Annotated in this window: 10 protein-coding genes; 6 read left to right on the top strand and 4 right to left on the bottom strand. The window is 63.1% G+C overall.

The features are described from left to right. Positions 1-796: bifunctional methylenetetrahydrofolate dehydrogenase/methenyltetrahydrofolate cyclohydrolase (locus RA19_RS18885; protein WP_039165573.1), on the top strand; the 796-nt coding region annotated here is incomplete at its 5' end. 117 nt (positions 797-913) lie between these two features. Here the strand turns inward: RA19_RS18885 and RA19_RS18880 are convergent. After that, entirely contained in the window at positions 914-1,756 is an 843-nt protein-coding gene (locus RA19_RS18880; protein WP_039165571.1) for an EamA family transporter, read from the bottom strand. Positions 1,757-1,936: 180 nt separating this feature from the next. Between RA19_RS18880 and tdm the strand changes: the two genes are divergently transcribed. Beyond that, complete coding sequence (gene tdm, locus RA19_RS18875) at positions 1,937-4,306, top strand: trimethylamine-oxide aldolase Tdm (protein WP_039165570.1); 2,370 nt, start codon at positions 1,937-1,939, stop codon at positions 4,304-4,306. A 33-nt stretch (positions 4,307-4,339) separates the two neighbouring features. Continuing rightward, positions 4,340-4,762: a group II truncated hemoglobin gene (locus RA19_RS18870; protein WP_039165568.1), complete on the top strand. Its 423-nt coding sequence runs from the start codon at positions 4,340-4,342 to the stop codon at positions 4,760-4,762. 86 nt (positions 4,763-4,848) lie between these two features. Here the strand turns inward: RA19_RS18870 and RA19_RS18865 are convergent, their stop codons facing one another. From RA19_RS18865 to RA19_RS18855, 3 genes are all read right to left on the bottom strand, one after another. After that, positions 4,849-6,111: a glycerate kinase type-2 family protein gene (locus RA19_RS18865; RefSeq protein ID WP_039165566.1), complete on the bottom strand. Its 1,263-nt coding sequence runs from the start codon at positions 6,109-6,111 to the stop codon at positions 4,849-4,851. Positions 6,112-6,191: 80 nt separating this feature from the next. Then, a complete protein-coding gene (locus tag RA19_RS18860; protein ID WP_039134764.1) occupies positions 6,192-7,169 on the bottom strand; it encodes an HpcH/HpaI aldolase/citrate lyase family protein in 978 nt (325 codons plus the stop codon). A gap of 176 nt (positions 7,170-7,345) precedes the next feature. After that, positions 7,346-7,960 (bottom strand): response regulator transcription factor, encoded by a 615-nt coding sequence (locus RA19_RS18855; RefSeq protein ID WP_039165575.1) that lies wholly within the window; start codon positions 7,958-7,960, stop codon positions 7,346-7,348. A 310-nt stretch (positions 7,961-8,270) separates the two neighbouring features. Here RA19_RS18855 and RA19_RS18850 point away from each other — a divergent pair, with 310 nt between their 5' ends. Genes RA19_RS18850 through sucD form a run of 3 tightly spaced genes read left to right on the top strand, consistent with a single transcriptional unit; the run spans position 8,271 to position 11,644 of the window. Next, a complete protein-coding gene (locus tag RA19_RS18850; protein WP_039165564.1) occupies positions 8,271-9,521 on the top strand; it encodes an aminotransferase class V-fold PLP-dependent enzyme in 1,251 nt (416 codons plus the stop codon). Between the two features lie 33 nt (positions 9,522-9,554). Beyond that, a complete protein-coding gene (locus RA19_RS18845) occupies positions 9,555-10,754 on the top strand; it encodes a malate--CoA ligase subunit beta (protein ID WP_039165563.1) in 1,200 nt (399 codons plus the stop codon). Beyond that, positions 10,751-11,644, top strand: a complete 894-nt coding sequence (sucD, locus tag RA19_RS18840) for a succinate--CoA ligase subunit alpha (protein WP_039165562.1) — start codon at positions 10,751-10,753, stop codon at positions 11,642-11,644. The genes RA19_RS18845 and sucD overlap by 4 nt, the downstream gene beginning before the upstream one ends. The last annotated feature ends 55 nt before the right edge of the window (positions 11,645-11,699 follow it).

The raw sequence follows: 11,699 nt of genomic DNA, 5'->3' as shown, positions 1-11,699 counted from the left end.
CACCCCCGGCCTGGCGGTGGTGCTGGTGGGCGAGGATCCGGCCTCCCAGGTCTATGTACGCTCCAAGGGCAAGCAGACCGTCGAGGTCGGCATGAACTCCTATGAGCACAAGCTGGAGGCGGACACCTCGGAAGCCGACCTGCTGGCGCTGATCGACCAGCTGAACAACGATGCATCGGTGCATGGCATCCTGGTGCAGCTGCCGCTGCCGGGGCACCTGGACGAGGATCTGGTGATCAACTCGATCGCGCCGGAAAAGGACGTGGACGGCTTCCACATCTCCAACGTCGGCCTTCTGGGCACCGGTCAGAAATCGATGGTGCCCTGCACCCCGCTGGGCTGCCTGATGATGCTGCGCGACCATCACGGCTCGATCTCGGGCATGGACGCGGTTGTGATCGGCCGCTCCAACATTGTCGGCAAGCCGATGGCGCAGCTTCTGCTGGGCGACAGCTGCACCGTGACCATCGCGCATTCGCGCACCAAGGACCTGCCCGAAGTGGTGCGCCGCGCCGACATCGTGGTGGCGGCCGTGGGCCGTCCGGAAATGGTGCCGGGCGACTGGATCAAGGAAGGCGCCACCGTGATTGACGTGGGCATCAACCGGATCGAGCGCGACAGCAAGAACGTGCTGGTCGGCGACGTCGACTTCAACTCGGCGGCCGAGCGCGCCGGCGCCATCACCCCGGTCCCCGGCGGCGTCGGCCCGATGACCATCGCCTGCCTGCTCGCGAACACCGTCACCGCCTGCTGCCGCGCAAACAACCTGGCCGAGCCCGAAGGCCTCACTGCGTAACGCAGAACAGCACTGGCTGAACAACCCGCTCCCGCCGGAAACCTCCGGCGGGAGTTTTTTATGGAAAGATGAAAAGCGCGGGGCTGCCCAGCTAACGGGTACAGCAGCTTGCCGGGGTCAGTGCCCCAGATAGGCAATGCCGCCAAAGGTGACGGCGACGCTGATCCATTGGGCGCGGTTCATGTTTTCACGCAGCACGAGCCAAGCGAGCACAACAGTGACCAGGCCGAAAAGCGAGGCGCTAACCGAGGCGAATTCCGGACGCGGCAAGGTTCCGGCGTAGATCACCAGTCCGAGAGCAAGCGCGTCCAGTGCACCCATCAGAACCAGCAGCGGCAGCACCTTGCGCGAGGGCAGCTGCACCATCCGGGCCAGCCATGCTAGGCCCAGCAGCAGCAGGATCGCAGCCAGACGGGTCACGATCAGGACCGGCAGCTCGGCGCCGGCATGGGTGGCGGCCTGGCCGGTTGCAAAGGTCAGTGCAAAACCGATGGCACCGGCTACGCCCCAGGCAGCTGCCTGTAGATTGACCGGGCTGCCGTCGTCTTCGGTGGAGAAAACCGCAATGCAGCCGACGCCGCCAACCACGGCTGCCACGGCCAGCCAGTGGCCGGTGCCGATGGGCTGGCCCTGCAGCATCGCCATGCCCAGCGACAGCACCGGGTAGGCGCCAACCAGCGGCGCCACCAGCTTGACCGGCCCAAGCGCGAAGGCGCGGTAGAGTGCATAAGAGCCCAAGGCAAATAGAGTGCCCGAAAGACCGGCCAGCCAGGCGGCTTGCAGGGTCATTGCCTGCCAGTCCCCCAATGCGGCGGCGGCCCCGGCAACCAGAATCGCTCCGGTGCTGAACACGATGAGCATGGCTGGAAGAATGCTGGTTTTCTGCGAGACAAACCGCACACAGAGGTCATGAATGCCCCAGGCCAGGGCCGCGATCAGACCGAGAAGCAGCGAGTGCATGCTGTTATCCTTTCGTTTGCGGCATTCACCCCCAGGAAAATGCCGCATCCCGGGCAATTGCCATTTTTCCGCAGAAAATCAACATGTTTGTTGATTATAGTGGAGGAGCGGAATATTCTTTTCAATAAATAAATATTCCGACCGTGCAATAAATGGCCGGAGTCCAACAGGAGATGCGCGATGAATGACATGAGCTTCCCTGAGGTTGTCAAGGGGCCTCCGAAGCCCTCCGGGCTGTATCAGCCGTCGGTGTTTTCGCTGCCCAAGGGAACCGAGCGTTATGTGGTCGAAGGCTGCGGCGCGATCCTCATCCGGGTGGAGACTGGCGACACCGTGACGGTGATCAACGATGAGGGCGGCCAGCCCTGCGAGATCGTTGCCGCTGAGGACAAGGGGCGCATCGATGCGGGCCTCATCGGCGCTGCCGCCAATAGCAATGCAAGCGGACTGAAAGCGCTGCTGACTTCCTCGGATCAGTCCCTGCGCGGATTGCGCATGGGGATGGAGGCGCGCGGCATCGACTTGGCACAGGGCGGCGCGGTGCGGTTTTTCGACAGCACGACGCCTGCCAAGGCCGAAGAGAGCTTTTCCGCGCAGCGTGACGGGGTGGTGATCATCGCGGCGCCCGGCGGCATCATGGATTTTGAGAAGCAGGACACCGCGACCTCGCTGACCGTAATGGTCAAGCGGGCGGTGATCAAGCAGGTGGCGCGGTTTGAACTGCCCGATCCTTTGGCCGAGCCGGTGAACGAAGTGCGGGTGCATAGCGCAACCGCCGAGAGCTACTTTGTGAAGGCTGGCGACTACATCCAGATCATCGATGTGGATGGCCGCCAGTGCACCGATTTCCAGTGCTTTGCCGCTCGTAAACTGGACAAGGGGATTGAGCACGCGCTGGATGTGACCACTACCCGCACGCTGATGGGCCATGCCTATCCGATGCCGGGGCTGCATGCGAAATACTATGATCAGGACATGCTGCCGCTGGTAGAAGTGGTGCAGGACACTGTGGGACGCCATGATGCCTTTGCCCTGGCCTGTGCGGCGAAGTATTACGACGATATCGGCTATCCGGGCCATGTGAACTGCTCGGACAACTTCAACCGCACACTGGCCCAGCACGGCGTGACGCCGCGGGCGGGCTGGATGGCGATCAACTTCTTCTTCAACACCGGGCTCGACGATCACGGCGTGATGTATGCCGATGAGCCCTGGACCCGGCCCGGCGATTATGTGCTGCTGCGGGCGCTGACCGATCTGGTCTGCGTGAGTTCCGCCTGCCCGGATGACACCAGCGCTGCCAACGGCTGGAACCCCACTGACATTCATGTCCGCACCTACAGCGGAGAAGAGACCTTCAAGCGGGCGATTGCGTTCCGCGCGACCCCTGAATCGGAGCCCAAGATGACCAAGGAAACCGGTTTCCACGACCGCCTCAGCAAGCTGACCCGCAATTTCATCGAGTACAACGGCTTCTGGCTGGCCAATTGCTATGCCGAGACCGGGCCGCTGGAGGAGTATTGGGCCTGCCGCGAGAAATCGGTGGTGCTGGACCTGTCCGCGCTGCGCAAGTTCGAGATCACCGGACCTGATGCCGAGGCGCTGTGCCAGTATATTTTCACCCGCAATATCAAGAAGCTGGCGGTGGGGCAGGTGGTCTATACCGCGATGTGCTACCCGCATGGCGGCATGATCGACGACGGCACTGTGTTCCGCCTGGGCAAGGATAACTTCCGCTGGATTGGCGGTTCGGATTACGGCGGGGAATGGATCCGCGAGCAGGCTGAGAAACTGGGCCTGAATGTGCTGATCCGCTCCTCGACCGACATGCAGCACAATATCGCGGTGCAAGGCCCCGAAAGCCGCGATCTGCTGAAGAAGATTATCTGGACCATGCCGCATAACCCCAAGCTGGAGGAACTGGGCTGGTTCCGCTTCACGCCGGCGCGGATCGGCGGTGAGGATGGCGTGCCTGTGGTGGTGTCACGGACCGGCTACACCGGCGAGCTGGGCTATGAGATCTTCTGCCACCCGAAACACGCCAGCGAGGTCTTTGATGCGGTCTGGGAGGCCGGCCAGGCGCATGGCATCCGCCCGATGGGGCTGGAAGCGCTGGACATGGTGCGGATCGAGGCCGGGCTGATCTTTGCAGGCTACGACTTCAGCGATCAGACCGACCCGTTTGAGGCCGGTATCGGCTTTACCGTGCCGCTGAAGTCGAAAGAGGATGATTTCATCGGCCGCGACGCGCTGATCCGGCGCAAGACCACACCGGCGCGCAAGCTGGTGGGGCTGGATATCGACTCGGCGATCGACGTGGGGCATGGCGATTGCGTCCACATCGGCCGGGCGCAGATCGGCGAGGTGACATCGTCGATGCGCTCGCCGCTGTTGGGCAAGAACATCGCGCTGGCACGGGTGGATGTGGCCCATGCGGACGCCGGTACCGAGGTGGAAATCGGCAAACTTGACGGACATCAAAAACGCCTGCCCGCCAAGATTGTACCCTTTGCCCATTACGACCCCAAGAAGACGCGGCCTCAATCCTGAGGCCTGCGGTCGCCCGCGGGGCAGGGAGGACAGATGGCAGAGAAGCTGATTGATCAGATCGGGGGCGAGGACGTGGTCCGCGCCCTCGTCGAAAGGTTTTACGACATTGTCGAAGAGACTGAAGCCGGCGCGCAGATTGTGAAACTGCACAAGCGCGGCCACGGTATGGATCATGCCCGGATCGAACAGTTCAACTTCCTGTCCGGTTTTTTGGGCGGCCGGAAGTATTATCAGGAAAAACACGGCCATATGGACGTGAAGCTGATGCACGCGCATGTGCCGGTCACGGAAGAGGACGCCGAGAACTGGCTGAAATGCATGGATCAGGCGCTGGCGGATCTCAAGCTTGAAGGGCCGCATGTGGACCGGCTGAAAATGGTGTTCCGCCGGGTGGCGCTGGTACTGGTCAATGATCTCGCTGAATGGGGCGAGAAGAAGGTTGCGGCCAGCGTGTAAAGCCGCAGGCCTATGCAGGGCGCCGGAAGCGTGGAAGCCTCCGGCGGGAGTATTTTCGGAAAGATGAAAGCGGGAGCGGCCTGGCCTTAGCCCGGCATGCGCAGGAAGACCTGCACGTCGGCCACATTGGTGCCGGTGCCGCCGGTCATCAGCAGCGCGTCTGCGGCCTTGAGGGCGGCATAGCTGTCGTTATTGGCCAGCAGCGCTTCCGGATCCTGTCCTGCGGTTTTGATGGCGTTCCAAGTTGCCGGGGTGGCGATACCGCCTGCGGCATCGGTTGGGCCGTCGCGCCCGTCGGTGCCGCCTGACAGGAACAGCCAGTCGCCGCTGAGCCGCTCGGCGCCCAGTTTTGCCACACGCAGGGCCAGTTCCTGGTTGCGGCCACCGAGGCCGGTGCCGGTGAGCTGGACCGTGGTTTCGCCGCCGAAAATCAGCGCAACTGGTTTGTCCTGAGGGGCCAATTCTGCGGCTTTGACAACGGTCTCTGCGGCCTCTGCCACATCCCCCACCAGCCGGTGGGAAACCAGCTTGGGGCTCCAGTCCTCTGCTGCGGCTGCCATCATTGCCTTGAGGCTGTGGCGGTTGGAGCCGATCAGGGTGTTTGCGGCCGGGGGCGGGGTATCCTGCGCCGTCTCAGCGGCACTGAGATGGGTTTTGACCGTTTCGGGGGCGCTGTCCCAGATATCTGCGCGCTGCATGATCTCGCGCGCCTCTGCGGGCGTGCCGATTGGCGACACGGTCGGGCCGGAGGCAATGGCGCGCAGGTCGTCACCGATCACGTCCGACAGGATAAAGGCCTGCACCTGTGCGGGCGCCGCGTGGCGCAAGAGGCCGCCGCCTTTGGTGTCCGACAGCTGCTGGCGGATCAGGTTCATCTCGTTGATTTCAAGGCCGGAGGCGAGCAGGAGTTTGTTCACGGCGGCCTTATCCGCCAGGGTCAGGCCGGGGGCAGGGGCGACCATCAGGGCGGAGCCGCCGCCGGAAATCAGTGCGATCAGCCGGTCGTTGGGGCCAAGAGAACGCGCCAGCTCTATGGCGGCCTGGCCTGCAGCAGCGCTCATTTCATCGGGCACCGGATGGCTGCCGCAGATCACCGTGGCACCGGGAATTTCCGTGTGATTTTCGGGGTTTGTGATGGCCAGCGCCGAGGCCGCATCAGGGATCAGCTGCAGCGCCTCGCGCATCATCGGCACCGCGGCCTTGCCCACCGCGAGCAAAACGTTGCGGCCGCCCTCTGGCAGGGGCGCGAGGGGAGAAGATGCCAGTTGGGCGCGCAGGGCTTGCGCCGGATCTGCCCGGTCGACAGCGGCCTGGAACAGGGTCTTGGCGGTGGTCAGCAATTCGCTCATCTGGATCTCCCTGGCACAGCGGCGTTCAGCCGCCCCGGCTGGAACCGGGACGGCGGAATGTTTTGAACAGGATTAGCGGCTTAGTTGCCGGCGATCTGCTTGGCTTTTTCCACCAGCACTTCTGCCTGACGGATCGAGGCATAGTCAATCAGGCGGCCATCCAGCGACACCGCGCCTTTGCCGGCGGCTTCAGCTTCGGCCATGGCTTCGAGGATGCGCTGTGCTTTGGTGATTTCCGCATCCGACGGCGACATCACTTCGTTGGCCAGTTCGATCTGGCTGGGGTGGATGGCCCATTTGCCTTCGCAGCCCAGGACCGCGGCGCGCTTGGCGGCGGCTTTGTAGCCTTCCTTGTCCTGGAAATCGCCAAACGGGCCATCGATCGGGCGCAGACCGTTGGCGCGGGCGGCAACCACCATGCGGGCCAGGGCATAGTGCCACATGTCGCCCCAGTGCACATCGCGTGAGCCGTCTGCGGCCGGGTCGGTCAGCACCGAGTAATCGGGGTTCACGCCGCCGATAATGGTGGTGCGGGCGCGGGTCGAAGCGGCATAGTCGGCAACGCCGAAATGCAGCGATTCATTGCGCTTGGAGGCTGCGGCAATTTCACTCACGTTCTGCATGCCGAGCGCGGTTTCGATGATGTGCTCGAAGCCGATCCGCTTCTTGTAGCCCTTGGCGTCTTCGATCTGGGTGACCAGCATGTCGACGGCATAAACGTCGGCGGCGGTGCCCACTTTGGGGACCATGATCAGGTCCAGGCGTTCGCCTGCCTGTTCAACCACATCGACTACGTCGCGGTACATGTAGTGGGTGTCCAGGCCGTTGATTCGCACCGACATGGATTTGTTGCCCCAGTCGATCTCGTTCAGGGCCTGGATGATGTTCTTGCGGGCCTGGTCTTTCTCGTCCGGCGCAACCGCGTCTTCGAGATCCAGAAAGATCACATCGACGTCAGATTTTGCAGCTTTTTCAAACATTTGCGGCTGAGAGCCGGGGATGGCCAGCTCGCTGCGGTTCAGGCGGCCGGGGGCCTGTTCAATCGTATGAAACGACATGGGTTCGCTCCTCATTCGGTATGGGTTTTCGTCCTCTCCTCCCTAGGCATTCCTCATGAGGGTGTTTCCTGTCAAGAAAAAAGTTTTCATTTAAATACATTCGCGCGTGGGTGCGCCTGCGCGTCGCGCTCACGCGTACACGCGCGTATGCGTGCTCGCGTGCGAGGCGCGGGGGGTCATTCCTCGAGATGGAAATCACCCTTGGCGGCGCGGTTGGCGTAGAAGAACGCAATCGCCTGGGCGCGGTTCTTGACCGAGAGTTTTTCGTAGAGGTTCGACAGGTGGAATTTCACCGTGTTGGTGGAGATCCCCAGCTCCTTGCTGAGCTCCTTGTTGGTGAGCCCCTTGGACAGCGCCTCGAGCATGGTGCGCTCGCGGCGCGACAGCTGCTCGATCGGATCGGTCTGCAGGCCGCGGACGTCGAGGAAGGGGAACACCATCTTGCCCTCGGCCACCGCGATGCAGGTGTCCAGCAGCCCCTCGACAGCGCTGGAGCGCGGCGCGAAGCCGGCCGCGCCCGCGCTCATCGCTTTGCGCGGCACGTCGCTGCTTTCGTCGGCATAGACCACCAGCCGCGGCGCGTTGGCCTGGTCGCGCAGCACCTCGATCAGCTTGGCGCCGCCAAGCGCGGGCAGGTTCCAGTCGATGATCCCGACCTGAACCGGCACCCGCATCACCGTGCCGAGGAAGCCTTCGGCGGTGGCGGAGGTGGCAACCAGCGAGAATCGCGGATCCTTGTCGAAGATTTCGGACATCGCAGACAGCACCAGCGGATTTGCGTCAGCGAGCATGACCGAAATCGGGGAAACTTTGTCGCTTATAGGAGCCATTATGTGTCCTTTTGTAATAAACCACCCAAATGGGTAGGGTCGATTTCGGTATACAACGGTATTTTTACCGGTTTGGGTAGGTTTTTTCCTATCCATTCAGATACCCAAAAGCAGGATATAGGAATGTTGCGGGTTTTGTCGACCTGGGTTTTCCTTGGGTTAACAGATGTTGCACGACAGGAAACAAACCTTCCCGCAGTGAAGATCGCCGCGACGAAGGCCCGGGACCTCCGGCACATCGCCGACTTGAAACCAGCGAGGTCTTACCCCGATGACTGAACCCACGATCTTCCCCAGCCTGGAAATCCCGGAAACCCTGGCCGCAGGCCCTGGCCCGGGCAATACCGACCCCCGCGTGCTGCAGGCCTTTGCCAACACCGGCCTGGCTGACCACATGCAGGCGGACGTGCTGCGCGGCATGATCGAGTGCAAGCAGATGCTGCGCGATCTGTGGGGCACCACCAACACCTACACCTACGGCGTTGGCGGCACCGGTTTCTCGGGCCTGGACTGCATGCTGAACGCGATCCTGCCGGGCGACACCGTGGTGGCCTTCCAGAACGGCACCTTCTCGGGCATCGACGCGATGACCATCCGCATGAAAGCCGCCACCCGCGATGAACTGGCCGCCGACGCGATGAACCCGCAGCCTGCCTCGGTTACCGTGGTTGACGTGCCGCATGGCGAGTCGGTCTCCGGCAAGCTGGTGGAGCAGGTGCTGGCCGAGAAAAAACCGAAATGGGCCTTCATGGCGCATTGGGAGACCGGCTCGGGCCGCATCAACGACCTGAAAGGCTTCTCGGACGCCTGTGTGAAGCACGGCGTGATGGGCCTGATCGACGCGGTATCCTCGCTGGGCATCGAGGATTTCTCGATCGACGATTACCCGGGCGTTGCCGGCTGGGCCTCCTGCCCGCAGAAAGGCGTGCTCTGCCTGCCGCTGACCTATGCGCCGGTGTCCTTCACCGACCAGTACATCCAGACCGTGCGCGAGAACGGCTGCCATTCCTACGTCCACAACCCGATCCTGGAAGCCCGCCACTGGGGCATCGTGGACGGCGAGGACGTTGCGGCCGGCACCTACCACCGCACCCACTCGGGCTATGCTGTTGCTGCCTTCCACGAGGCGCTGCGCATCACCCTGCAGCACGGCCGTGCCCAGAAGGCCCGCGACTATGCCTTCCATGAGAAAGCGCTGCGCGACGCCGTCACTGCGATGGGCTGCGACGTGACCTCGAACATGACCAGCCTGGTGGTTCTGAACCTGCCCGGCGATCTGGCAGGCCGCGAAAAAGAGCTGGTGGGCAACTGCCGCGCCGTTGGTTTCGGCATCTGGCCGACCCTGTCGGAGCCGGTCCAGGTCCGTATCGGCATCCTGAACCAGATCACCCCGGCGGCCATCACCGACATCGTCAACCGCTTCGGCAAGGCGATGAACGACATGGGCGCAAACGTTGACATGGCGGCAATCAACGCCCTGCTCGACAAGCATTACGCACCGGAACTGGAACCGGCTGAGTAATAGAATTCCGACATCCATGAGGAGGAGAGGACCATGGATATCCACGAGTATCAGGCCAAGGAAGTTCTGAGCAACTTCGGCGTGACCGTTCCGCCGGGCGCGCTGGCCTACAGCCCCGAGCAGGCGGCCTACCGCGCGCGGGAACTGGGCGGCGATAAATGGATCGTCAAGGCCCAGGTTCACGCCGGCGGCCGCGGCAAGGCGGGCGGCGTCAAGCTGTGCAACTCGGAAGCCGAAATCTATGAGGCAACCGAGAACCTGTTCGGCAAGAAACTGGTGACCCACCAGACCGGCCCCGAAGGCAAAGGCATCTACCGTGTCTATGTCGAAGGTGCAGTGCCGATCGACCGCGAGATCTATCTCGGCTTCGTGCTGGACCGCTCCAGCCAGCGGGTGATGATCGTTGCCTCGTCCGAAGGCGGCATGGAGATCGAAGAGATCTCCGCCGAGCGCCCCGACTCCATCGTGCGCTCGACCGTTGAGCCGGCCGTTGGCCTGCAGGACTTCCAGGCACGCGAGATTGCGTTCCAGCTGGGTATCGAGCCGGCAATGACGCAGCAGATGGTGCGCACCCTCAAGGGCTGCTACCAGGCGTTCTCCGAACTGGACGCCACCATGGTTGAGATCAACCCGCTGGTGGTCACCTCGGACAACCGGGTCATCGCGCTGGACGCCAAGATGACCTTTGACGACAACGCCCTGTTCCGCCACCCGCAGATCGCCGAGCTGCGCGACAAGTCCCAGGAAGACCCGCGCGAAGCCCGTGCGGCCGACCGCGGCCTGTCCTATGTCGGCCTCGACGGCAACATCGGCTGCATCGTGAACGGTGCCGGTCTGGCGATGGCGACCATGGACACCATCAAGCTGGCCGGCGGCGAGCCTGCCAACTTCCTGGACATCGGCGGCGGCGCCACTCCGGAACGGGTGGCCAAGGCCTTCCGCCTGGTGATGTCCGACAGCAATGTGCAGGCGGTTCTGGTCAACATCTTCGCCGGCATCAACCGCTGCGACTGGGTTGCCGAAGGCGTCTGCCAGGCGCTGAAGGAAGTGGAGGTCGACGTGCCTGTAGTGGTCCGCCTTGCAGGTACCAACGTAGAGGAAGGCCAGAAGATCCTGGCCCAGTCCGGCCTGCCGCTGATCCGCGCAACCACGCTGATGGAAGCCGCCGAGCGCGCCGTTGGCGCCTGGAAAAACGACCTTGATCAAAACACTCGTGTGAGGGCCGTCAAATGAGCATCCTTCTTGATCGCGAAAGCCGTGTCATCGTCCAGGGCATCACCGGCAAGATTGCCCGGTTCCACACCAAGGACATGATCGAATACGGCACAAACGTCGTCGGCGGCGTGGTGCCGGGCAAGGGCGGCGAGACCGTCGAAGGCGTGCCGGTCTTCAACACCGTGAAAGAAGCGGTGGAAGCCACCGGCGCCGATGCCTCGCTGATCTTCGTGCCGCCGCCGTTTGCTGCGGACTCGATCATGGAAGCGGCAGATGCGGGCATCCGCTACTGCGTCTGCATCACCGACGGCATCCCGGCCCAGGACATGATCCGCGTGAAGCGCTACATGTACCGCTATCCCAAGGACAAGCGGATGATCCTGACCGGGCCGAACTGCGCGGGCACCATCTCGCCGGGCAAGGCACTGCTGGGCATTATGCCGGGCCACATCTACCTGCCGGGCACCGTGGGCATCATCGGCCGTTCGGGCACCCTGGGCTATGAAGCCGCGGCGCAGCTGAAAGAGCTGGGCCTGGGAGTTTCGACCTCGGTCGGCATCGGCGGCGACCCGATCAACGGTTCCTCCTTCAAGGACATCCTGGAATGGTTCGAGAAGGATCCGGAAACCGAGGTCATTGCGATGATCGGTGAAATCGGCGGCCCGCAGGAAGCGGAAGCGGCGGATTACATCAAGAACCACGTGACCAAGCCGGTTGTGGCCTATGTCGCCGGTCTGACCGCACCCAAGGGCCGCACCATGGGCCACGCGGGCGCGATCATCTCGGCCTTCGGTGAATCCGCCTCCGAGAAGGTGGAGATCCTGTCGGCCGCTGGCGTGACCGTCGCCGAGAACCCCGCCGTGATCGGCGAAACCATCGCAAGCGTGATGAAAAAGAACGCCGCCTGATCCTGCCCTGGATCTGGCGCACTGCTCCACCCTTGGCCCGGGGCAATGGCGGGGG

Origin of the sequence: Leisingera sp. ANG-M1 (assembly GCF_000813745.1) — a bacterium.
Lineage (GTDB): Bacteria > Pseudomonadota > Alphaproteobacteria > Rhodobacterales > Rhodobacteraceae > Leisingera.
The sequence above is the reverse complement of the archived record's forward strand: the minus strand, read 5'-3'. Positions and strand labels throughout refer to the sequence as shown.

Excerpts from the sequence above, each read along its gene's own strand:
- RA19_RS18855 (WP_039165575.1), bottom strand. The coding sequence starts at position 7,960 with ATGCTCGCTGACGCAAATCCGCTGGTGCTGTCTGCGATGTCCGAAATC.
- RA19_RS18860 (WP_039134764.1), bottom strand. The coding sequence starts at position 7,169 with ATGTCGTTTCATACGATTGAACAGGCCCCCGGCCGCCTGAACCGCAGC.
- RA19_RS18865 (WP_039165566.1), bottom strand. The coding sequence starts at position 6,111 with ATGAGCGAATTGCTGACCACCGCCAAGACCCTGTTCCAGGCCGCTGTC.
- tdm (WP_039165570.1), top strand. The coding sequence starts at position 1,937 with ATGAATGACATGAGCTTCCCTGAGGTTGTCAAGGGGCCTCCGAAGCCC.
- RA19_RS18870 (WP_039165568.1), top strand. The coding sequence starts at position 4,340 with ATGGCAGAGAAGCTGATTGATCAGATCGGGGGCGAGGACGTGGTCCGC.
- RA19_RS18880 (WP_039165571.1), bottom strand. The coding sequence starts at position 1,756 with ATGCACTCGCTGCTTCTCGGTCTGATCGCGGCCCTGGCCTGGGGCATT.
- sucD (WP_039165562.1), top strand. The coding sequence starts at position 10,751 with ATGAGCATCCTTCTTGATCGCGAAAGCCGTGTCATCGTCCAGGGCATC.
- RA19_RS18845 (WP_039165563.1), top strand. The coding sequence starts at position 9,555 with ATGGATATCCACGAGTATCAGGCCAAGGAAGTTCTGAGCAACTTCGGC.
- RA19_RS18850 (WP_039165564.1), top strand. The coding sequence starts at position 8,271 with ATGACTGAACCCACGATCTTCCCCAGCCTGGAAATCCCGGAAACCCTG.